Source organism: Streptomyces sp. NPDC005485 (genome assembly GCF_040606085.1).
In the GTDB taxonomy this organism is placed as follows: Bacteria; Actinomycetota; Actinomycetes; order Streptomycetales; family Streptomycetaceae; genus Streptomyces.
This window is the reverse complement of sequence record NZ_JBEXDZ010000021.1, coordinates 26,573-47,882: the sequence shown is the minus strand read 5'-3', so window position 1 is coordinate 47,882 and position 21,310 is coordinate 26,573. Positions and strand designations below refer to the sequence as shown.

Annotated in this window: 17 protein-coding genes; 8 read left to right on the top strand and 9 right to left on the bottom strand. The window is 70.8% G+C overall.

Annotation, left to right across the window (positions count from 1 at the left end):
- Positions 1-60: 60 nt before the first annotated feature.
- Both hemC and ABZS97_RS10270 read right to left on the bottom strand, forming a co-directional pair.
- Entirely contained in the window at positions 61-996 is a 936-nt protein-coding gene (gene hemC, locus ABZS97_RS10275; RefSeq protein WP_356135765.1) for a hydroxymethylbilane synthase, read from the bottom strand.
- 144 nt (positions 997-1,140) lie between these two features.
- Positions 1,141-2,076: a LysR family transcriptional regulator gene (locus ABZS97_RS10270; protein WP_356135763.1), complete on the bottom strand. Its 936-nt coding sequence runs from the start codon at positions 2,074-2,076 to the stop codon at positions 1,141-1,143.
- Positions 2,077-2,210: 134 nt separating this feature from the next.
- Between ABZS97_RS10270 and ABZS97_RS10265 the strand changes: the two genes are divergently transcribed.
- On the top strand, positions 2,211-3,503 hold the full coding sequence (locus tag ABZS97_RS10265; RefSeq protein ID WP_356135761.1) for an MFS transporter: 1,293 nt from the start codon (positions 2,211-2,213) through the stop codon (positions 3,501-3,503).
- A gap of 54 nt (positions 3,504-3,557) precedes the next feature.
- Here the strand turns inward: ABZS97_RS10265 and ABZS97_RS10260 are convergent, their stop codons facing one another.
- A complete protein-coding gene (locus tag ABZS97_RS10260) occupies positions 3,558-3,980 on the bottom strand; it encodes a secondary thiamine-phosphate synthase enzyme YjbQ (RefSeq protein ID WP_356135759.1) in 423 nt (140 codons plus the stop codon).
- Between the two features lie 165 nt (positions 3,981-4,145).
- On the opposite strand from ABZS97_RS10260, the gene ABZS97_RS10255 reads away from it, so the two are divergent.
- Positions 4,146-5,234: an NAD(P)-binding domain-containing protein gene (locus ABZS97_RS10255; protein WP_356135757.1), complete on the top strand. Its 1,089-nt coding sequence runs from the start codon at positions 4,146-4,148 to the stop codon at positions 5,232-5,234.
- Between the two features lie 12 nt (positions 5,235-5,246).
- Here the strand turns inward: ABZS97_RS10255 and mltG are convergent, their stop codons facing one another.
- Positions 5,247-6,083, bottom strand: a complete 837-nt coding sequence (gene mltG, locus ABZS97_RS10250; RefSeq protein WP_356135754.1) for an endolytic transglycosylase MltG — start codon at positions 6,081-6,083, stop codon at positions 5,247-5,249.
- Between the two features lie 43 nt (positions 6,084-6,126).
- The gene (locus tag ABZS97_RS10245; RefSeq protein WP_356135752.1) at positions 6,127-7,926 is read right to left on the bottom strand and encodes an ABC transporter ATP-binding protein; all 1,800 of its coding nucleotides are present in this window, start codon (positions 7,924-7,926) and stop codon (positions 6,127-6,129) included.
- Between the two features lie 95 nt (positions 7,927-8,021).
- Here ABZS97_RS10245 and ABZS97_RS10240 point away from each other — a divergent pair, with 95 nt between their 5' ends.
- Both ABZS97_RS10240 and ABZS97_RS10235 read left to right on the top strand, forming a co-directional pair.
- The gene (locus ABZS97_RS10240) at positions 8,022-8,477 is read left to right on the top strand and encodes a MarR family transcriptional regulator (protein ID WP_356135750.1); all 456 of its coding nucleotides are present in this window, start codon (positions 8,022-8,024) and stop codon (positions 8,475-8,477) included.
- 24 nt (positions 8,478-8,501) lie between these two features.
- A complete protein-coding gene (locus ABZS97_RS10235; RefSeq protein ID WP_356135748.1) occupies positions 8,502-11,447 on the top strand; it encodes an FAD-binding and (Fe-S)-binding domain-containing protein in 2,946 nt (981 codons plus the stop codon).
- On the opposite strand, the gene ABZS97_RS10230 is transcribed toward ABZS97_RS10235, so the two are convergent.
- The 3 genes from ABZS97_RS10230 to ABZS97_RS10220 form a co-directional block, all read right to left on the bottom strand.
- Positions 11,440-12,828 carry a cation:dicarboxylase symporter family transporter gene (locus tag ABZS97_RS10230; protein ID WP_356135746.1) on the bottom strand — a complete coding sequence of 463 codons (1,389 nt, stop codon included), beginning with the start codon at positions 12,826-12,828 and terminating at the stop codon, positions 11,440-11,442. The two genes, ABZS97_RS10235 and ABZS97_RS10230, sit on opposite strands and share 8 nt — an antisense overlap.
- A 144-nt stretch (positions 12,829-12,972) precedes the next feature.
- Entirely contained in the window at positions 12,973-14,595 is a 1,623-nt protein-coding gene (locus tag ABZS97_RS10225; protein ID WP_356135744.1) for a peptide-N4-asparagine amidase, read from the bottom strand.
- 144 nt (positions 14,596-14,739) lie between these two features.
- Positions 14,740-15,492, bottom strand: coding sequence for a hypothetical protein (locus tag ABZS97_RS10220; RefSeq protein ID WP_356135811.1), 753 nt, complete (start codon positions 15,490-15,492; stop codon positions 14,740-14,742).
- Between the two features lie 269 nt (positions 15,493-15,761).
- Here ABZS97_RS10220 and ABZS97_RS10215 point away from each other — a divergent pair, with 269 nt between their 5' ends.
- Together ABZS97_RS10215 and ABZS97_RS10210 are read left to right on the top strand one after the other, a co-directional pair.
- Positions 15,762-17,558, top strand: a complete 1,797-nt coding sequence (locus tag ABZS97_RS10215) for an ABC transporter ATP-binding protein (protein ID WP_356135742.1) — start codon at positions 15,762-15,764, stop codon at positions 17,556-17,558.
- Entirely contained in the window at positions 17,555-19,336 is a 1,782-nt protein-coding gene (locus ABZS97_RS10210; RefSeq protein ID WP_356135740.1) for an ABC transporter ATP-binding protein, read from the top strand. The genes ABZS97_RS10215 and ABZS97_RS10210 overlap by 4 nt, the downstream gene beginning before the upstream one ends.
- A 60-nt stretch (positions 19,337-19,396) precedes the next feature.
- On the opposite strand, the gene ABZS97_RS10205 is transcribed toward ABZS97_RS10210, so the two are convergent.
- Positions 19,397-19,918, bottom strand: a complete 522-nt coding sequence (locus tag ABZS97_RS10205) for a hypothetical protein (RefSeq protein WP_356135738.1) — start codon at positions 19,916-19,918, stop codon at positions 19,397-19,399.
- Between the two features lie 120 nt (positions 19,919-20,038).
- Between ABZS97_RS10205 and ABZS97_RS10200 the strand changes: the two genes are divergently transcribed.
- Positions 20,039-20,632 (top strand): sigma-70 family RNA polymerase sigma factor, encoded by a 594-nt coding sequence (locus ABZS97_RS10200; RefSeq protein ID WP_356135736.1) that lies wholly within the window; start codon positions 20,039-20,041, stop codon positions 20,630-20,632.
- Positions 20,610-21,254, top strand: coding sequence for a hypothetical protein (locus ABZS97_RS10195; protein WP_356135734.1), 645 nt, complete (start codon positions 20,610-20,612; stop codon positions 21,252-21,254). Before ABZS97_RS10200 ends, ABZS97_RS10195 begins: the two co-directional genes overlap by 23 nt.
- Positions 21,255-21,310 lie beyond the last annotated feature (56 nt).

Sequence of the window (21,310 nt, the reverse complement as noted above, 5' to 3'; positions counted from 1 at the left end):
GACGCCGTCGTCGCAGGGCGCGGCCTCGGTTCAGGGGAAGATCCGTGCGCAGGCTTCCGCTCAGTGCGTGATGGAGTCGATCAGATCGCGTGCGCCCTGGCGCAGCAGGGCGACGGCGACCGATGTGCCGAGGGTGGTCGGGTCGAGGGGGCCGGCCCACTCGTGGGCGTTGAGGACGGTCTTGCCGTCGGGGGTGAACACGCAGGCGCGCAGAGACAGGTCGCCGTTTCGTTCGGCTTTGGCGTAGCCGGCGATCGGGGAGTTGCAGTGGCCCTGGAGGACATGGAGGAACATGCGTTCCGCGGTGGCTTCGCGGTGGGCGTCGGGGTCGCCGAGAGTGCTGACGGTGTCGATCAGGGCGGTGTCGCCGCCGCGGCACTGGAGCGCGAGGATCCCGGCGCCGATCGGCGGGACCATGGTGTCCGGCGACAGGATCTCGGTGATCACGTCGGTGCGGTCGATGCGTTGCAGGCCGGCGACGGCCAGCAGCAGCGCGTCGGCGTCGCCCGCGGCGAGCTTGTCCAGGCGGCGGTTGGCGTTGCCGCGCATCGGCACGCACCGCAGGTGCGGGTGAGCGGCGGCGAGCTGGGCGACGCGCCGCACGGACGAGGTGCCGATCCTCGTGCCGGGCGGAAGCTGCTCAAGGGTGAGGCCGCCGGGGTGGATGAGGGCGTCGCGGATGTCGTCGCGCTTGAGGAAGGCGGCGAAGACGGTGCCGACGGGGAGCGGCCGGTCGGCGGGCACGTCCTTGACGCAGTGCACCGCCAGGTCGGCCTCACCGGCGAGGAGTGCCTGGTCGACCTCCTTGGTGAACGCGCCCTTCCCCTCCACCTGGGCGAGGTCGCCCATCCACTTGTCACCGGTCGTCTTCACCGGCACGACCTCGGTGCGGATTCCGGGGTGGAGCGCGGCCAGTTCGGTGCGTACACGCTCCACTTGGACGAGCGCCATGGGCGAGTCACGGGAGACGATGCGGATCAGTTCGGGGGCGGACATGCCGTCCACGATAGACCTTCGGATCCGGGAGCCGGCCATCAAACGGGACGCCCATCGCAGCGGTGTGGCCCTCGAGTTGGGGATTTCGGGCAGGTGTGCGAGGAGGGTGCCGGCAGGCCACGGTGATCGCGGACGCGGCGGTCTTCAGCGCGGAATCACCCACCCCGGCGTCCAGGTGCCCGCGGCGTCGTGGCCGGGCGTCGTGGCGGCGAGGTGGGCGCGGAGGGTGGCCAGCGCCGGGTGGGGATTGTCGCGGTGCCAGAGGAGCGAGTGCGGGTAGACGGGTGTCGGGTCGGTCACCGGGATGCGGCGCAGGCCGTGGCCGTCGGGCCATACGAGGCGGGTCCGGCCGCCCATGAAGGTGGCCAGGGCCGGGGTGTCGGCGATGGTGTCGAGGAGCGCGTCGGAGCCGAAGTTGGGGCCGGTCGCCTCGATGGTGAGGCCGAACTCGGCGACGAGGTCGTCGTAGTAGGCGGCCCATTCGGTGCCGGGGACGATGCCGGGCATCCAGATCCGTTGGCCGGCGAGCTGAGCGAGGGTCACCGAACGGGCGCCCGCCAGCGCGTGGTCGGGGCCGGTGAGCAGTTCGAGCGGCTCGTCGAGCACCCGGACCGACTCGATGCCCTCGGGAAGGGGCCGACCGGGTACGCCGACGGCGCGGAAGGACGCGTCGATCGCACCGGACCGGATGGCCGCGACGGCCCTTTCGATGTCGAACAGCCACACCACGTCGAGCTCGATCTCGGGGTGCGTGCCGTGGAAGGCCCGCATCAGGCCCGACGCGGCGCCGCGCGAGGCGATCACGTCGACGCGCAGCGGCCGGTGGCCGGTGCGCACGGACGCGACCGCGCGCTCGGCGATGCGCAGCAGCTCGCGCGCGTGGGGCAGGAACGCCTGCCCGTCGATGGTGAGTTCGGCACCGCGTGGTGTGCGGGTGAACAGTCGCACACCGAGGTCGCGCTCCAGTGCGGCGATGCGTTTGGAGACGGCCTGCTGGGTGACCGCCAGCTCGGTGGCGGCCTCCTGGAACTGCCCCGCGTCGGCGGCGGCGACGAAGGTCCGGACGGTGTCGAGATCCATGTCGACACCCTAGGGGTACAACTGTTGGTTGTGGCCAGATGGCCCTGCGGTTGTTTGATCCCCGGGTGCGGTGCTCGCTTTGATACTTCCGATCGCGGATCGGTTGTGCAGGCGAGTGGCGAGGGGCGGCAGGCATGAGGAGCGGGCACCGGCTGGGACGTCTGCTCGGACATCGGCCGGGGCTTCTGCGCGGCCACCGGCTGGGGCGGCGGTTCGGGTGGCTCTGGGGAGCGTACGGGACCAGCGCACTCGGCACGTGGCTCGCCTTCGGCGCCTTTCCGCTGATCGCCATCCAGGTGCTGCACGCCGGGCCGGCCGAGGTCGCCGCGCTCGCCTCCGTGGGGGCCGCGGTCGGCGCGGCCGTGGCGGTGCCGCTCGGCCCGTGGGTGGAGTTCCGCCGCAAGCGGCCGGTGCTGATCGCGATGGACCTGGTGCGCTTCGCGGCGCTGCTGACGGTCCCCGCCGCGTTCGCGCTCGGCGTGCTCACCTTCCTTCAGCTCCTGCTCGTCTCGATCGTCGTCGCGGCAGCCGACATCACCTTCCGCGCCGCCTCCGGCGCATACCTGAAGACGCTGTTGCCGGCCGAGGACCTGCTCGTCGCCAACGCCCGGTTCGAGTCAACGGCCTGGACGACCACGATCATCGGACCGCCGCTGGGGGGCGCGGCGATCGGGCTCCTCGGGCCGGTGGCGACAGTGGTGGCCGACGCGGTCAGCTACCTGCTCTCGGCCCTGGGCATCCGCGCGATGGGCGGACACGAGCCGCGACCGGAGCACCGGGAGGCCGCGCGCATGCGGGCCGGGGATCTGCTCGACGGCTGGCGGTACATCCTCGCCGACGCGACGCTGCGTCCCCTGTTCCTCAACACCGCCCTCTTCAACGGCCTGGTGATGGCCGCCCAGCCACTGCTGGCCGTCCTGATGCTCGGCCGGCTCGGGTTCACACCGTGGCAGTACGGCCTCGCCTTCGCCGCGCCCTCGATCGGCGGGCTCCTCGGCTCACGGTTGGCCCGACCGCTCGTCAGCCGGTTCGGGCAGCACCGGGTCCTCGTCACGGTCGGTACGCTGCGCGCGGTCTGGCCCGTCGGGCTGGCCTTCCTGGGACCGGGCACCGGCGGGCTGCTGCTGGTGATGGGCGTCGAGCTCGGGCTCATCTTCTGCTGCGGGGTCTTCAACCCCGTCTCCGCCACCTGTCGCCTCCAGCGCACCCCGGCCGACCGGGTCGCCCGCACGCTGTCGGCCTGGGCGGTGACGACCAAGGCCTCGACCGCGCTGCTGACGGCCCTGTGGGGTGTGCTGGGCGGCCTGCTCGGCCTGCGTACGGCCATCGGTCTGGCCGGCGTGTTCCTGCTGGCGACCCCGCTGCTGCTCCCCCGCCAGGCGGCGGCGTCCCGCTCCGAGCCGGAACCGACACCGATCCGCACCTGACAGACCGCCACGGCCGTCACGGTCGCCACCGCGACAGGCGCGGCACGGTCTCGCTCACCCCAGGAAGCTCAGCCGCACCTTGCGACTCGGATTGTCCCGATTCGTATCCACGAGGCACACCGACTGCCACGTCCCCAGCCCCAGCCTTCCGCCGAGCACCGGGAGCGTCGCGTGGGGCGGGACGATGGCCGGCAGGACGTGGTCGCGTCCGTGGCCGGGACTGCCGTGGCGGTGTTGCCAGCGGTCGTCGGCGGGGAGCAGGGCGTGGAGGGCGGCGAGGAGGTCGTCGTCGCTGCCGGAGCCGGTTTCGATGATGGCGATGCCGGCGGTTGCGTGGGGCACGTAGATGTTCAGGAGACCGTCGCGGCCGGCCGCGGTCTCACCGAGGAAGGCCTCGCAGTCACGGGTGAGATCGACGACTCGCTCCGTCGAGCCCGTGGCGACGTCCAGGACACGGGTGGTGAAGGCATCCGACATGTCTCCATCCTCACCCATGCACCAGTTCCGCAACGGGCCACCCGCCCGCCTTGCGAGATGGGAGTTCCAGTCTGCGAGAAACTCACCGCACGCGGTCACGTCGACCTGTCGGCGATCGGTCGCTGACGCGGGAAGATCCCGGACCCCGGCCAGGTTGGTAGAAGCGTGAACGAAACTGGGGCGCAGGCGCGGGACGTCGATGTCGTCGTGGTGGGCGCGGGTCAGGCCGGGCTGTCCAGCGCCTATCACCTGCGGCGCACCGGCTTCGAGCCGGAGCGTGACTTCGTCGTGCTGGACCGCGCGCCGCAGGCCGGCGGCGCGTGGCAGTTCCGCTGGCCGTCACTGACGTACCGCAAGGTGCATGGCATGCACGCCCTGCCGGGCATGGAGCTGACGGACGCCGACCCGGCGCGCCCGTCCTCCGAGGTCATCGCCGAGTACTTCGACACGTACGAGCACCGCTTCGACCTGCAGGTGCGGCGGCCGGTCGACGTGCGGGCCGTGCGGGAGGGCGAGGGCGGCCGCCTGCTCGTCGAGACGTCCGAGGGCGACTGGTCCACGCGGGCCCTGATCAACGCGACGGGCACCTGGGACCGGCCGTTCTGGCCGCGCTATCCGGGGCAGGAGACCTTTCGGGGACGGCAGTTGCACACGGCGCAGTACCCCGGTCCCGAGGAGTTCGCCGGTCTGCGCGTGGTCGTCGTGGGCGGTGGCGCGTCCGGCACCCAGCACCTGATGGAGATCGCCCCGTACGCGGCTGCGACCACCTGGGTGACACGCCGTCCGCCCGTCTTCCGCGAGGGCCCTTTCAGCGAGGACGTCGGCCGGGCGGCCGTCGCGCTCGTCGAGGAGCGAGTCCGCCAGGGACTGCCGCCGAAGAGCGTCGTGTCGGTGACCGGGCTCCCGCTGAACGACGCCGTCCGGCAGGCGATCGCGGACGGCGTCCTGGACCGGCAGCCGATGTTCGACCGGATCACCCCTGACGGTGTCGCGTGGGACGACGGGCGGCACGTGGACGCCGACGTCATCCTGTGGGCGACCGGCTTCCGCGCCGCGATCGACCATCTGGCGCCGTTGCGGATGCGCGAGCCGGGCGGCGGCATCCGCGTGGACGGGACCCGGGCGGTCGCCGATCCTCGCGTCCATCTGGTCGGATACGGGCCGTCGGCCAGCACGATCGGCGCGAACCGTGCCGGACGTGCGGCCGTACGGGACATCAGACGACTGCTGGCCGGGGAGCCGGTCGCCGCCTGACGTCCCGCCAGGTCACTTCGCGGGTGAAGCGCTCTTGCGGCGCGCGTTGAACTCGGCGACGTTCTTCTGCTGCTCCTCGTAGCTCGCCGTGAAGCGCGTGTCGCCCGGCTTGACGGTCACGAAGTAGAGCCAGTCCCCCGGGGTCGGGTTGATCGCGGCACGCATCGCCTCCTCGCCGGGGTTGGCGATCGGCGTGGGCGGCAGGCCCATGCGCTGGTACGAGTTGTACGGGCTGTCGAGCCGGGTGTCGTTCTGGGTGGTCTTCAGGGTCGAACGGTTCAGCGCGTAGTTGATGGTGGAGTCCATCTGCAGCGGCATCCCGCGTCCCAGACGGTTGAAGATGACCCGGGCGACCTTGCCCATGTCCTGCTTGGTGGCGGCCTCCGCCTGCACGATGCTCGCGACGGTGACCGCCTGGTAGACGTTCATCGCGTTGCGCTGCGCTCCGGCGGCGATCGGCGCCCCGTTGAACTTCTTGTTCGCGGTGTCGACCATGAACGACAGCAGGGACTCGGGAGTCGCCTTCTCACCGAGCGGATACGTCGCCGGGAAGAGATAGCCCTCCGGATTGCCCTCCGCGTCGTTCGGAAGCTTCAGGTGGGCCTTGCCGAGGGCCTTCTTGGTGGTGCCCGGGGGCCTGGTGAGCGCCTTGTCGACGGCGTCGTACACCTGACCGGAACGCCAGCCCTCCGGGATCACGAGGGACGTGGGCTTCGCGTCCCCGCTCTCCACGTTCAACAGCGGCACCGCCACGGCGGTGGCCGCCACGACGGCTCCGGTCGCGATGAGGGCGATCCGGCCCCGGCGCGTCAGTCGAATCGTGCTCCGTGGCGGAGTGTTCATCTGCATGCGGGCACGGTAACCCGCTAATGCTTACAAACCCGGCATATCGTCATCTTGTTGGCTCCAGTTGGGCGTCCCGGTGGACCAGGGCCGCATACCGCCCCTCCTGCTCCAACAGCTCCTCGTGCGTGCCGCGTTCGACCGCGCGCCCGGAGTCGAGGACCACGATCTGGTCGGCGCCCCGAATGGTGGACAGCCGATGCGCGATCGTGAGGGTGGTGCGGTTGGCGGACAGCGCGTCGATGGCCTCCTGCACGGCATGCTCGGTGCGGGTGTCCAGGGCGCTGGTCGCCTCGTCGAGGATGAGCACGGGCGGGTCGCGCAGGATGGTGCGCGCGATGGCCAGGCGCTGCTTCTCGCCGCCGGAGAACCGGTGGCCGCGCTCGCCGACGACCGTGTCGTACCCGTCGGGCAGGGACGCGATGTGGTCGTGGATCTGGGCCGCCCGGGCCGCCGCGCGCAGTTCCTCGTCGGTGGCGTCCGGTTTGGCGAAGCGCAGGTTCTCCGCGACCGAGGCGTGGAAGAGGTACGTCTCCTGCGAGACGACGCCGACCGCCCGCGCGAGCGTGTCGAAGTCGAGGTCGCGCACGTCCACCCCGTCGAGCGTGACGCGGCCGCCCGTGACGTCGTACAGCCGTGGCACGAGATAGCTGAGGGTGGACTTGCCGGAGCCGGTGGGGCCGACCACGGCGAGGCTGCCGCCGGCGGGCACGGCGATGTCGATGCCCTCCAGGATGGATCCGCTCTTGTCGTCGTAGTGGAACTCGACGTCCTCGAAGCGGATCTCGCCCTTGACCTGGTCGAGGTGGACCGGGTGCTCGGGCTCGGTGATGTCGATGGGGAGGTCCAGGTACTCGAAAATGCGCTGGAAGAGCGCGAGCGAGGTCTGGATCTGGACACCGGTGGAGAGCAGGCCGACGGTGGGCCGGAACAGGCCCTGCTGGAGCGAGACGAACGCGACGAGCGTGCCGAGCGAGATGTCCGGTCCGCCGACCTGAAGGGCCAGACCCGCGGTCCAGTAGATGACGGCGGGCATGGCGGCCATGACGACGCCGATGACGGACATGCGCCAGCGCCCCGCCATGTTCGACCGCACCTCGAGGTCCACCAGGCGCTCGGACTCCTCCGAGAAGGAGCGGGTGAGCGAGTCGGCGCGACCCATGGTGCGGCCGAGCAGGATGCCGCTGACGGAGAGCGACTCGGTGACCGTGGCGGCCATGGCGGCCATCTGCTTCTGGCGCTGGGTGGTGATCTTCTTGCGTTCGTTGCCGACGCGGCGGCTGATCCACACGAAGACCGGCAGCAGGAGCAGCGAGACGGCGGTGAGGCGCCAGTCGAGGGCGATCATCGCGACGATCGTCGCGACCACGCTGGTGAGGTTGGAGACCAGCGAGGTGGCGGTGGAGGTGACGGTCGCCTGCATGCCGCCGATGTCGTTGGCTATGCGGGACTGCACCTCGCCGGTGCGGGTCCGCGTGAAAAAGGCGAGCGACATGCGCTGCAGCCGGCCGTAGACGGCAGTCCGCAGGTCGTGCATGACGCGCTGGCCCACGGTGGTGGAGATCAGGGTCTGCAGCACGCCGAAGACGCTGGTGAGGACGGCACTGAGGATCATGCCGAGCGCGAGCAGGCTCAGCAGCCCGGTGCGGCCCTCGGGGATCGCGACGTCCAGGATCTCCTTGAGGAGGAACGGCGTCGCGACGGAGACGAGGGAGGCGGCGCCGACGAGCAGACCGACGATCGTGAGCCGTCCGCGATAGGGACGGAAGAGCTTCAGGATGCGGCGCACCTGCCGCGGCTGTTCGGTGTCGGCAGGTGACGGGGTCCAGGTGGGTTGGTCGGGGTGCAATGGGCTCCTACGGAGGTGAGATGAAGAGGACTGACGGAGCTTAGCTCATTGTTACCTATACTCACAATGAATAAGGTCCTGATATTGTTCCCGGTATGACCACCCCCGACGCCGACGGTCTGCTGGCCGAGCAGTTGCTGCGGCTGACCCGCCGCGTGCACCGCATCCAGAAGCGCCATCTGGAACACCGCGAACTCGGCATCACCCCTGCCCAGTCCCGGCTGCTGCGCACCCTCGCGCACTACGGCTCGCCACCCCGCATGGCGGATCTCGCCGAGCGCCTGGAGGTGGTGCCCCGCGCGGTGACCACCCTGGTCGACGGTCTGGAGGCGAGCGGCAAGGTCCGCCGCGTCCCCGATCCCACCAACCGCCGGGTCATCCGGATCGAGGTCACGGACGAGGGCCGCAAGGCGCTGCGGGAGCTGCGCGGCGCGCGCCGGTCCGCGGCGGAGGAGATCCTGGCACCGTTGACGGACGAGCAGCGCGAAGTGCTCGGCGGTTTGCTGGACACCCTGATCGACGGCACACCCGAAGTGGAGCGCCGCTGCTGAGTCACCTGGCGTGAGGAGTGCGCAATGCCCCTGCTGGAGCCGGACCCGGACGCGCTGCGCCCTGCCACCCGCCCCGACCGGCCCGCGCCCGACCGGGTGCCCGAGGACCGCGCCGGGGGCACCCCCGAGCCGCTGCGGAGCGAACTGACCGCGCTGCTCGGCGCCGACAAGGTGCTCACCAAGATCTCGGACCTCGTCCGGTACGCCTCCGACGCCAGCCCCTACCGGTTCGTCCCGCAGGTCGTGGTGGTTCCCGAGGACCTCGACGACGTGTCGGCCATCCTGTCGTACGCGCACGGCAAGGGCCGCGAGGTCGTCTTCCGCGCCGCCGGAACCTCGCTCAACGGCCAGGCGCAGGGTGAGGACATTCTCGTCGACGTCCGTCGGCACTGGACCGGGGTCGAGGTCCTCGACGCCGGCGAGCGGGCACGCATCGGGCCCGGCACGACCGTCGCGCGCGCCAACGCCGCACTCGCCCGTCACGGGCGCGTGCTCGGCCCCGACCCGGCCAGCGCGATCGCCTGCACGGTCGGCGGGGTGGTCGCCAACAACGCCTCCGGCATGACAGCGGGCACCACCCGCAACTCCTACCGCACCCTCGCCTCGCTCACCTTCGTGCTGCCCACCGGCACAGTCGTCGACACGGCGGAGACGAACGCGGACGAGCGGCTCGCGGACGCCGAACCCGCCCTGTGCGCCGGGCTGCTGGGGCTCAAGGCGGAGATCGAGGCGGACGCGGAGCTGGTCGCCCGGATCCGCGCCAAGTACGCGATCAAGAACACCAACGGCTACCGCCTGGACGCGTTCCTGGACGGCTCGACGCCCGTGGAGATCCTGCGCGGCCTGATGGTCGGCTCCGAAGGCACCTTCGGCTTCATCGCCGAGGTCGTCTTCGACACGCTGCCGCTGGACCGGTGCGTCACCGCGGGACTGCTCTTCTTCCCGTCCCTGCCCGCGGCCGCGGCCGCCGTGCCGCTCTTCAACGCGGCGGGCGCACATGCCGTGGAGTTGATGGACGGCAACACACTGCGCGCCTCCGTCAGCGTGGCGGGCGTACCCGCGGACTGGGCCGGGCTGCCAGGGTCGACGGCGGCGCTCCTGGTCGAGTTCCGCGCCGCCGACGCGACACGGCAGGAGGCGTACGAGGAGGCGGCCGACCGTGTGCTCGAAGGACTCGAACTCCTCACGCCCGCCGCCTCGGTGACCAACACGTTCACCCGGGACCAGAGGACGATCGCGGGCTACTGGAAGGCGCGCAAGGCCTTCGTCGCGGCGGTCGGCGGTGCGCGTCCCGCCGGGACCACGCTGATCACCGAGGACTTCGCGGCGCCGCCCGCGCGGCTCGCCGAGGCCTGCGAGGCGCTGCTCGGTCTGCAGACACGACACGGCTTCGACGCGGCGGTCGCCGGGCATGCCGCGCACGGCAACCTGCACTTCCTGCTCGCCTTCGACGCGGCGAAGCCGGCCGATGTCGGTCGCTACGCGGCCTTCATGGACGACTTCTGCCGTCTCACCGTCGAGCGATTCGACGGCTCGCTGAAGGCGGAGCACGCCACCGGGCGGAACATCGCGCCGTTTCTGGAGCTCGAATGGGGTTCCCGGGCAACGGAGTTGATGTGGCGTACCAAGCAGCTGATCGACCCCGACGGGGTGCTCGCGCCGCGGATCGTGCTCGACCGCGACCCGCAGGCACATCTGCGTGGCCTGAAGACGATCCCCCGCGTCGAGCCGATCGCCGACCCGTGCATCGAGTGCGGCTTCTGTGAACCGACCTGCCCCAGCCAGGACCTGACGACCACACCTCGCCAACGGATCGTGCTGCGACGGGAGATGATGCGCCAGCCGGACGGATCCCCGGTGGAGCAGGGCCTGTTGGACGCGTATGGGTACGACGCGGTGGACACCTGCGCGGGCGACTCGACGTGCCGCCTCGCGTGCCCTGTGGGCATCGACACGGGCGCGCTGATGAAGGACTTCCGGCACGCTCGGCATTCACCGCGGGAGGAGAGGGCGGCGGCGCTGGCCGCGCGCCGCTTCCGGAGTGTCGAGGCGTCGGCCCGGCTCGCCGTGGCCGTGGCCAGCCGCCTCGACGACCGGTGGGTGACGGCCCTGACGCGCGCGGCGCGCAAGGTGGTCCGGCCGGACCTCGTACCCGAGTGGCTGAGCGGCATCCCCGGAGCGGCGCCGCGCACGCTGCCGCGCACCGCGCGCGTGGGCGCTGCCGCCGTGTACTACCCGGCCTGCGTCAACCGGATCTTCGCCGGCCCGGGTGATGTGTCGCTCCCCCGCGCCGTTGTCGCACTCGCCACGCGCGCGGGAAGGCCGGTTTGGATTCCGAACGATGTGACGGGCACGTGCTGCGCGACCATCTGGCACTCCAAGGGGTACGACGCGGGCAACGCGGTCATGGCCAATCGCATCGTCGAGGCCGCCTGGGGCTGGACGGCGGGCGGCACACTGCCGCTCGTCGTGGACGCCTCCTCCTGCACGCTCGGCCTCGCGCACGAGGTCGTGCCGTATCTCACCGCCGACAACCGGGAGCTGCACCGGGAGCTGACGATCGTCGACTCCCTGGTGTGGGCCGCCGACGAGCTGCTCCCCCGCCTCACCGTGCACCGCACCGTGGACTCCGCGGTGCTCCATCCCACGTGCTCCATGCGCCACTTGGGCGACGAGGCGCAGCTGCGCACGCTCGCCGAGGCCTGCGCCGACGAGGTGGTCGTGCCGGACGACGCCGGATGCTGCGCCTTCGCGGGCGACCGCGGCATGCTGCACAAGGAGCTCACCGAGTCGGCCACGCGCAAGGAGGCGGCGTTCGTGGCCTCCCGGACCTTCGACGCGCACCTCTCCGCGAGCCGCATGTGCGAGGTGGGCATGGACCACGCGACGGGCCGCGGCTACGGCTCCGTACTGCTGGAGCTGGAGCGCGCGACCCGTCCGGATCACCCGGTCGACGAAGCGGTCAACTGACCTCGGACGCGGGCTCCTTGACCGACTGGGCAGGGACCGTGGTCTTCGCGGTCTCGTCCGCGGCGTCGAGCACCGCGCCTTCCGGAGCAGGCACGGTCTCGCCGTTCAGCACCTTCTTCGCGCGTTCGATGTCCAGCGCGCCTTCCCAGCGGGAGACGGCGAAGACGGCGACGCAGTTGCCGAGGAGGTTGGTGACGACGCGCATCGAGTCCATGATGCGGTCCACGCCGAGCAGCAGGGCGACGGCGCCTGCGGGGATGGCGCCCAGCGAGGAGGCGGTGGCGGACAGGGCGAGGAAGGCCGAACCGGGGATGCCCGCCATGCCCTTGCTGGTGAGCATCAGGACCAGGATCACGGTGATCTGCTGGCTCAGGCTGAGGTCCACACCCACGGCCTGGGCGATGAACAGCGTGCCGATGGACAGATAGAGCGAGGCGCCGTCGAGGTTGAAGGAGTACCCCGTCGGCAGGACCAGGCCGACGGCGTCGTCGCGGGCACCGGCCTTGCGCAGCTTCTGCATCACACGCGGCATGACGGACTCGGTGGAGGCGGTGCCGAGCGCGAGGAGCATCTCCTCACGGATGTAACGCAGGAACTTCCAGAGGCTCAGCCCGGTGACGATGCGCAGGGCGACGGCGAGCAGCGCGACGAACAGCGCGGCAGCGGCGTAGCACAGGATGATCAGCTTGGCGTACGTCTCGATCACGCCGAGTCCGTACTGGCCGATCAGCACGGCCATCGCACCGAACACGGCGACCGGGGCGAGTCGCATGACGAAGCCGACGACCGCGAAGATGATCTCCTGGGCCTGCTCGACGGCGGGCAGGACCTGCGGCACCTTGGTGTGTCCGAGGTGCAGCAGCGCGGCGCCGACCAGACAGGCCAGGATCAGCACCTGGAGCAGCGAGTTCTCGGCGAAGGCACCGATGAAACTGGTGGGAAGCGCGTTCACGATGAACTCGGTCGTGGAGGGCAGCGAGCCGCCGCCCGTCTTCGCGTCGACCGCCGAGGTGTCGAGCGTGGACGGGTCGACATGCATCCCCGAGCCGGGCTGGACGACATTGGCGGCGATCAGACCGATGATCAGGGCCACTGTGGACGCGATCTCGAACCAGATCAGGGCCTTGAGCCCGATCCGGCCGAAGGCCTTCAGATCACCGGCTTTCGCGATGCCGACGACGACCACGCAGAACACGAGCGGCGAGATGATCGTCTTGATGAGTCGTGTGAAACCGTCGCCGAGCGGCTGGAGATCCGTGGCCACGTCGGGCCACAGCTTCCCGACGACGATTCCGAGCACGAGCGCGCAGGCGACCTGCACGAACAACGAGGTACGCAAGATGTGTGCGACGCGTCGCAGGGACGGTATTGACGGCGGCACGGGCACTCCTCCAGGGGGACTTCTGGAATGCGGAAAGTTCCTTCCGCGCCGCCCACTATTGAGGAGGGGATGATTCCGCTGGAGACCTCCGTGTGACACCCGTGTAAATCATTCAACAGGCGACGAGTTCCGCTTCACGGGACTTCAGCAGTCGCTACGGTCCTGGGTGAGCACTCCCTGCACGGTGACCAGGCCCCGGTCGTAGCAGCCGTCGGAGCCGTACAGCCGGTAGTGCTCGCTCGTCGTCGCGATCGCGTGGCGCTGGTCGCGCGGTACGTTCGCCGTATACGTCGCGTCGCCTGTGTAGGTGTCGTCGAGCCGGGACCACGCGGTGCGCCGGCCGCCGTTCGTCTCGACGACCGCCGCCCGGTCGCCGAGCGTGAGGACGGTCCGAAGTCGGTCGTCCGCACCCAGAGTTGTGGTGCCGTCCATGGTGTACGTGCGGTGGGTGCGCGCCGTCCGGGGCGCTCCGCGCCCGTCGACGGTGACGGTCTCGTCGTCGGTCCAGGTGGCCTTGAGACCATCGGTGTTCTCGCCGTCGGTCCAGCGGTGCACGGACGTGTTCGCGAGCGTGCGGCTCACGGTGGTCCTCACCCGGCCGTGCGAGGTGTCCACGTATCCGGCGACGGTCAACCGGTGAGCGCCGTCCGTGTCCAGGCGCTGCTGCGAACCGGGCGTGTACGTCGAGGAGTTGGTGAGGTCGCCGGCCTTGACCTCGGTGAGCGCGCCCGTGACGTGCTCGCGATGGGCATCCTGCCAGACCAGCACATTGACCGGGGTGCTCCAGCCGGTCTGCCCTTCGGGAACGCCGACGACGGAGACGTCGACCTGGTGCGGGCGGCCGTCGTCGAGCAGCCCGGCGAACGGGGTCAGGTCGTACTCGATGGGCTTGATGTCGAAGGCGCGGGGGCCCGGAATCACGTACCAGAGGAAGGGGTTGGACCAGCCGCCGGTCCATACGGTCGGGAACGGCTCGGCGATTCCGGCGAGTTGGCCGTCTACCTTGATCTGCACCTCACGGTAAGGACCATGGTCGGCCTTGCAGGAGTACGGCGCGGTGTCGGGCACCGTCAGGTACCAGTACTCCTCGCAGCCGCCGCCCGATCCGGTCGCGTACACCTCGGCGACGATGCGCTCACTGTTGCGGGGGGTGGTGAGTGTGCCGCCTTGGAGGGTGAGGACGCGATCGGGGGTCCTGCCGGGCTTCCCGGGCGCGCTGGTGCTGTTCGCGGCCGGGTAGAACGTCAGCGTCGCCTTGACGTCGATCACTCCGGTGTACGTGTCGTCGACGACGTTGCCGATGAGCATCTCGACGTCGCGGCGATGCCGGAAGGTGTCGCCGTAGCGTGTCACGTCCTTCTCGACGGACCACTCGATGCCGTCGGGCGAGGGCTCCGGGGTCGACGTACGAAGGATCTCGACACCCCCGACGTGCAGGTAGCCGAGCCGGTCGAACTGCCGCCCCTTGACCTTGCCGTCGAGCCGCAGCACGACCTTGCTCCACCGGTCACCGCAACCGTCCGGCGGCGCGTATGTCCCCTTGTAGGGCGTGAAGTCGCGGAACTGCGCCTGGGCGAGCGTCACTTCACAAGACCTGCCGGTGGGCCTGCCGACGGGCGGGGCGGCAGTCAGCGGGTTGTGCCAGTCGGTGCCGAACTCGCCGGGTGGGTCTGTGAGTTGGGCGGCCGTGGCGGACCCCGCACCGAGGAAGGTGCTCACCGTCAGGGTCACCGCGGCGAGCATGGACATGATGATCCGTCTTCTCATGTGCGGTGTTCTACGGGGGAGTTGCCCCATCCCGCAATGGGTCCTCGCTGACGCGGCCCTCATCCGGGCACGGGGAATCCGGGCACGGGGAATCCGGGCACGCGAAGGCCCCATTTTGTGGTGGTCACCGTTCGGCCGGGACGACTACGCCTTAAGGGCCGCCTTGTCCCCCATCACCACGACAGGGTGCTGATCCGGGTCGAGCGTGCGCAACAGATACTCCATGCCCGACTTGGACAGGCTCACACACGCCGACGTACCGCTGCCGTGGTCCATGTGCAGCCAGATGCCGCCGCCCTTGGTCTGGCCCTCGGGTCGGGTCGGGTCGTTCGGCGCGGTGCCCTTGACCCGGTTGTAGTCGATCGCGATGACGTAGTCGAAGTCGTGCCAGTGCGACTTCGCCCAGTAGCGCGGGGCCTGGAAGGAGTCGGATCGGGTGTACGGCAGCTCGGCCCCGGGATCGGCCAGGGCGCCGCCCGCGTCGGTCAGCGTGAACACACCTACGGGGCTGCGCTTGTCACCCTCGTGGTGGTCGGCGGTCCAGCCCTTCTTCCCGTTGTGGCCTTCCCAGCTGCGGGTCAGGTCCCAGGTCGATCCGGACTTGCTGTACAGCACGACCGTGGAGGCCGCGGAGTCCGGGCCTTCGCCGTAGACCGCGACGACCTGGCGGGATTGCGACGGAATCAGCTCCCGCAACCGCTCTCCGACGTCGGGGATGCGCTTCAAGCCGACCGTGCGCGCCGGAGCTCGGCCGACCCTGTCGCCGGATCCACCGTCCCCCTTGACGCCCCTCTCACCGCCCGAACCGCCGCAGCCGGAGACAGACACCACAAGAACACCGCAGGCCGCCGCCAGGAAGCCCGCGCGCACCGCACCACCGATCGCACCCATCCGCATGGAGTCCATGGTCGCACCGCGTACCGGATGATTGCGCCCGTCTTCTGACTTCCCCACCAAATGTGGATGGTTCAGGACCAAAATGCGCACTCTTCGAGCCGAACTCGCGCTGTCGAGCCATAAATCGTTTGCCTCCAGCCACGCTGCGACGCGAACCTTTCACGGTTTGTTGCCGACTGTCGTGGTCGGCCGGTGGACCGGTCGCTGCTCTCCCGGCCCCACTCCCCCCGCCCCGATCCATCACCCCTGACACGAGCCAATGGGACGTCATGCAGATTCAAGACCTTCCGTATCCCGACCCGGGCGTACCGGACGCCCGCTCGGGTCCCCGATTCCTGTGGTGGCTCGGCCGCAACCAGCTCGGCGGGCAGATGAAGGCACTCGCCTGGGGCATGCTGCACTTCGTCGCCGTCTGCGCGCTGCCGTTCGGCGTGGGCCTCGCCGTCCAGGCGGTCGTCGACCGCTCGGGCACCCGGCTCGCCCTGGCAGGCGGACTGATGGTGCTGTGCGGCGTCGGGATCGCGCTCGGCGACACCATGCTGCACCGCACCGCGGTCACCAACTGGATCACGGCCGCCGCGCGGGTCCAGCAACTGCTGGCCCGCAGGACCGCCCACCTGGGCTCCGCGCTCACCCGACGCGTCGCCGCCGGTGAGGTCGTCGCCGTCTCCACCGGTGACGTCGAGAAGATCGGCTGGTTCGTGGAGGCCGTTTCGCGCTTCGCGGCGGCCGCGCTCACCGTGGTGCTCGTCTGCGTCGGTCTGGTGATCTACCAGCCCGCGCTCGGCGTGATCGTCGCCGTGGGCGTCCCCGTGCTGGCACTCTCCGTACTGCCGCTGCTGCCGCCCGCCACCCGGCGCGCCGACATCCAGCGCGAGAAGGCCGGGCGCGCCACCGAACTGGCCTCGGACACCGTCGCCGGCCTGCGGGTGCTGCGCGGCATCGGTGGCGAGGAACTGTTCCTCGACCGCTACCGCAGGGCCTCGCAGGAGGTGCGGCACGCTGCCGTGCGCAGCGCTCGGATGTGGGCGCTGATCGCGGCGATCCAGGTGCTGCTGCCCGGTCTGCTGATGATCGCCGTCGTCTGGCACGGCGTGCAGCTGGCCCGCGACGGCCGGATCACCGTGGGCGAACTGGTCACCGTGTACAGCGCGGTCATGCTTCTCGCGTATCCCCTGCGGCATTTCGAAGAAATCGCCATGTCCTACTCCTTCTCCCGCCCGTCAGCCAAGCGCGCCGCGCGCGTGCTGTCCCTGGAGCGGGTGACGGACACCGACGGGACGCGCGAGGCCGTCGTACCCACCGGCGATCTGTACGACCCGGCGACCGGACTGCTGGCGCCCGCCGGACGGTTCACCGCCGTGGTGTGCGGGGACCCGGACGCGGCGGGCCTGCTCGCGGAGCGACTGGGCGGCCACCCTTCGGAGGAAGGCACCTCGTCACTGCTCGGCGGGGTCCCGCTGGACGAGCTGCCGCTCGACTCCGCCCGTACTGCCGTCCTCGTCCAGGACAAGGACCCCGTGCTGCTGTCGGGCTCGCTGCGCGAACTGCTCGACGTGCCCTCCTCGGGTGCGGTGAGCGCCGCCGACGCCCTGGCCGCCGCACAGTGCGCTGACGTCCTGGACGCGCTCGCCCAGGGGTCGCTGGACGCCGAGGACCCGATGGACGTCAGGATCACCGAGCGCGGGCGGTCCCTCTCGGGCGGCCAACGCCAGCGTCTCGCGCTGGCCCGGTCGCTGATCACGGACCCGGAAGTGCTCGTCCTGGACGAACCGACATCCGCCGTCGACTCACACACCGAGTCCCGGGTGGCCGACGGCGTACGCGCCCTGCGCTCCGGGCGGACGACGGTGGTCTTCACCTCGTCACCGCTGCTGCTGGACCACGCGGACCGGGTCGTGCTGGTCCACGAGGGCGAGGTCGCGGCGGTCGGCGTGCACCGCGAGCTGGTCCACAGCGACCCCCGGTACCGGGCCGTCGTCACCCGGGAGACCGACGACGAGGCCGCGCGCGGCGGCGCCATGACCACCTTTGACGCACTGGAAGAAATCGAGGAGACCGCATGATCGGCGTGGCGCCACCGGCGTACGACCCGGCGGCCCCGACGACGGCGCACACCCTGCCCGTCGGCGCCCCCGCGACCGTCCGCGCCTACGTGACGGAACTGTTCCAACGGCACCGCAGAGCCTTCCTGTTGCTCGTCACCGTCAACACGGTCGCCGTCGTGGCCTCCATGGCCGGGCCCTATCTGCTGGGCGCGATCGTGGAGCGGGTCTCCGACGACGCCCGCGCACTCCATCTGGAGCGCACCGTCGCGCTGTTCGCCATCGCGCTGGTCGTGCAGGCCGTGTTCGTACGGCAGGTGCGGCTGCGTGGCGCGATGCTCGGCGAACGGATGCTGGCCGACCTGCGCGAGGACTTCCTCGTACGGTCGGTGGGGCTGCCGCCGGGCGTTCTGGAGCGGGCCGGAACGGGTGACCTGCTCTCGCGCATCACCACGGACATCGACCGGCTGGCCAACGCGATGCGCGAGGCCGTGCCGCAGCTGGCCATCGGCGTGGTGTGGGCGGCGCTGCTGCTCGGCGGGCTCGCCGTGACGGCGCCGCCGCTCGCCCCCGCCGTGCTGGTCGCCGTGCCCCTGCTGGTGGTCGGCTGCCGCTGGTACTTCAAGCGGGCGCCGTCCGCCTACCGCTCGGAGGCCGCGGGGTACGCCGCCGTGGCCGCCGTCCTCGCCGAGACCGTGGACGCCGGGCGTACCGTCGAGGCGCACCGCCTGGGCGGACGCCGCATCGAGCTGTCGAATCGCCGTGTCCGGGAATGGACCGCCTGGGAGCGGTACACCCTCTGGCTGCGTTCGGTGCTCTTCCCCGTCATCAACCTCACGCATGTGACCGTCCTCTGCTCGGTCCTGATGATCGGTGGGGTGTTCGTCCTGCAGGGCTGGATCGGCGTCGGGCAGCTGACGACGGGTGCACTGATCGCGCAGATGCTCGTCGACCCGGTGGGCCTCATCCTGCGCTGGTACGACGAGCTGCAGGTCGCCCAGGTGTCGCTGGCACGGCTCGTCGGTGTCCGCGACATCGAGCCGGCCGCCGGTGACGCGGCGGTCGTCCCGGACGGACGCGACGTGCACGCCGACGAGGTGCACTTCGGCTACCGGGAAGGCGTCGACGTGCTGCGCGAGGTCTCCCTGCGGGTCTCGCCCGGCACCCGGCTCGCCCTGGTCGGCCCGTCGGGCGCGGGCAAGTCCACGCTGGGCCGTCTTCTCGCCGGGATCTACGCGCCCCGCGACGGCCGGATCACCCTCGGCGGCGCCGAGCTGTCCCGGATGCCCGCGGAGGAGGTGCGCTCCCATGTGGCCCTGGTCAACCAGGAGCATCACGTCTTCGTGGGCTCGCTGCGCGACAACCTGCTGCTCGCGAGGACCGGTGCGGTCGACGCCGAGCTGTGGGCGGCACTGGGCGCCGTCGACGCGGACGGCTGGGCGCGGGCGCTGGACGACGGTCTGGACACCGAGGTCGGCTCGGGCGGGCACTCGCTCACCCCGGCCCAGGCCCAGCAGATCGCGCTGGCCCGGCTGGTGCTCGCCGACCCGCACACGCTGGTCCTGGACGAGGCGACCTCGCTGCTCGACCCGCGCGCTGCCCGGCACCTGGAACGCTCGCTGGCCCGGGTCCTGGACGGCCGCACCGTCGTCGCCATCGCCCACCGGCTGCACACCGCCCATGACGCCGACGTCATCGCCGTCGTCGAGGCCGGCCGCATCAGCGAGCTCGGCAGCCATGACCAGCTGGTCGCCGCCGACGGCGCGTACGCGGCGCTGTGGCGGTCCTGGCACGGGTGACCTTCCGGGGGCCGCCGCGACACGGCGGCCCCCGGGGCACACTCAGGCCCCCAGACACGCTCAGTAGCCACTACCACCGCCGCTGCCGGTGTCGGCCGACTTGGTGATCGCCTTGCCACCGGGGTCGAGGACGTACCAGATCTTGTCGATGCCCTGGCCCTTCGTGTCGCCGACGGCCTTGTCGTTGGCGTAGTAGTACAGCGGATGTCCGGCATAGGTCGCCTGCGGCTTGTCGCCCTTCGTGGTGCCGATCAGTTTCGCGTCGGCGCCGGAGCCGGCCGACGGCTTGCCTTCCACCGGCGGCCACAGCTTCAAACAACTCGCGTCGCAGTTCATCGAGTTGGTGTTCTTGCCGTCGTCGGTGAACAGATACAGCGTGTGCCCGCTCCCGTCGACGAGGATGTCCCCCAGCGACGAGTCGGCGATCTTGACCACGGACGCGTCCCTGGCCGCCGATCCCGCGGCCGCGCCACCACCGCCTGTGCCATTTCCGCTGCCACCGCCGCCGCCACCCCCGCACCCCGCCAGTCCCAGTACGGCCGCGCTTGCGAAGGCGGCCACTGCGATCCCGCTTCTGCTCATGATCTTCCGTCCCTTCTCTGCCCGGGTTGGTTGTACGAACGAGGAGGACGAACGGATTGCGGAGCCCCTGTCTGCCGCTCTGCGCAATCCCTCCGGCCGTTTCGGACGTACCAATGAGATGTGGAGCTGTTCTCACGCGCGGACCGGACCGACGACGCCTCACTCGTCGCCGGCTTCGCGCTGGGCGACGAGGCGGCATCGGTCGCGTTCGTCCGCCGCTTCCAGGACGCGGTGTACGGTCTCGCGCTCTCGGTGACACGCGAGGCGGCCCTCGCGGAGGACGTGAGCCAGGAGGTCTTCGTCCGCGCCTGGCGTGCCGCGGGCAACTACGACGCACGGCGCGCCTCGGTGCTGACCTGGCTGCTGACCATCACCCGCAACGCCGCCATCGACGCGGTCCGGGCCCGCCGTGCCACCCCCGTCCTCGCGGAGACACTGGAGCGGCTGATCGACGTGACACTCCAGGAGGAGGGCCCCGAACAACAGGCACTGACCGCCATCGAAAGCAGCCGCGCCGTCGCCCGCCTGCGTGACCTGCCCATCGAGCAGGCACGCGCCGTCGCCCTCGCCGTCCTGGGCGGCTGCACCGCGGCCGAGGTGGGACGGCACGAGCAGATCCCTCTCGGCACCGCCAAGACCCGCATCCGCACCGGCCTGCGAAGGCTGCGCGCCTCGTTGAAGGAGGACAGCCGTGACGGACCAGCACCCCGATGAGGACGAACTGATCGCCCTCGCCCTCGGCACCCTTCCCGACGAGCAGTCGGCGCTCCTCGTCCACCTCACCACCTGCCCGGCCTGCCGGACGGTGTACGACGAGATCTCGGGGGCCGTCGATGCGGTACTGCCGGCGGCACCGACCGTCGCCGCCCCGGCCGGTTTCGACGCCAAGGTCCTCGAGCGCATCGAAGTCCGCAGACCCGCCCCGCGCCGCTCGTATCGCATCCCCCTGCTGGTCGCCGCGGCCGCGGCCATGGGCGTGGGTCTCGGCGCGGTCGCCACCACGATCGCCGACCAGAACCCGCCGTCGTCGGTCACCGCGAGTGATCACGGTGCCCTGCTCGTCAGCCGCGGCGGATCCACGGTGGGAACCGTCGAGCCGAGTTACGTGGACAACCATCGGGTCGTGGTCATGCAGATCACCGACGGTCCTCCCGACACCCACTACCACTGCCGCCTGGTCCTCAAGGACGGCACCCGCCACGACGCGGGCCAGTGGTGGACCCCCTCCTCGGGACGGGCCACCTGGATCACCTACGGGGCGGCGGCCACGATCGACCGGGTGGAGCTGGTGAACGACGCCGGTCAGGTGTGGTCGAGCGCCGACCTGGCGGACTGAACCCCGCGCATGACCCCACACCGGACTCGGCGCCGATCCGGTACCGCCCTCCACGT

What these genes read in the sequence shown, in the direction of transcription:
- hemC (WP_356135765.1), bottom strand. Translation starts at nt 996, where the DNA reads ATGTCCGCCCCCGAACTGATCCGCATCGTCTCCCGTGACTCGCCCATG.
- ABZS97_RS10270 (WP_356135763.1), bottom strand. Translation starts at nt 2,076, where the DNA reads ATGGATCTCGACACCGTCCGGACCTTCGTCGCCGCCGCCGACGCGGGG.
- ABZS97_RS10265 (WP_356135761.1), top strand. Translation starts at nt 2,211, where the DNA reads ATGAGGAGCGGGCACCGGCTGGGACGTCTGCTCGGACATCGGCCGGGG.
- ABZS97_RS10260 (WP_356135759.1), bottom strand. Translation starts at nt 3,980, where the DNA reads ATGTCGGATGCCTTCACCACCCGTGTCCTGGACGTCGCCACGGGCTCG.
- mltG (WP_356135754.1), bottom strand. Translation starts at nt 6,083, where the DNA reads ATGCAGATGAACACTCCGCCACGGAGCACGATTCGACTGACGCGCCGG.
- ABZS97_RS10240 (WP_356135750.1), top strand. Translation starts at nt 8,022, where the DNA reads ATGACCACCCCCGACGCCGACGGTCTGCTGGCCGAGCAGTTGCTGCGG.
- ABZS97_RS10235 (WP_356135748.1), top strand. Translation starts at nt 8,502, where the DNA reads ATGCCCCTGCTGGAGCCGGACCCGGACGCGCTGCGCCCTGCCACCCGC.
- ABZS97_RS10225 (WP_356135744.1), bottom strand. Translation starts at nt 14,595, where the DNA reads ATGAGAAGACGGATCATCATGTCCATGCTCGCCGCGGTGACCCTGACG.
- ABZS97_RS10220 (WP_356135811.1), bottom strand. Translation starts at nt 15,492, where the DNA reads ATGCGGATGGGTGCGATCGGTGGTGCGGTGCGCGCGGGCTTCCTGGCG.
- ABZS97_RS10215 (WP_356135742.1), top strand. Translation starts at nt 15,762, where the DNA reads ATGCAGATTCAAGACCTTCCGTATCCCGACCCGGGCGTACCGGACGCC.
- ABZS97_RS10210 (WP_356135740.1), top strand. Translation starts at nt 17,555, where the DNA reads ATGATCGGCGTGGCGCCACCGGCGTACGACCCGGCGGCCCCGACGACG.
- ABZS97_RS10205 (WP_356135738.1), bottom strand. Translation starts at nt 19,918, where the DNA reads ATGAGCAGAAGCGGGATCGCAGTGGCCGCCTTCGCAAGCGCGGCCGTA.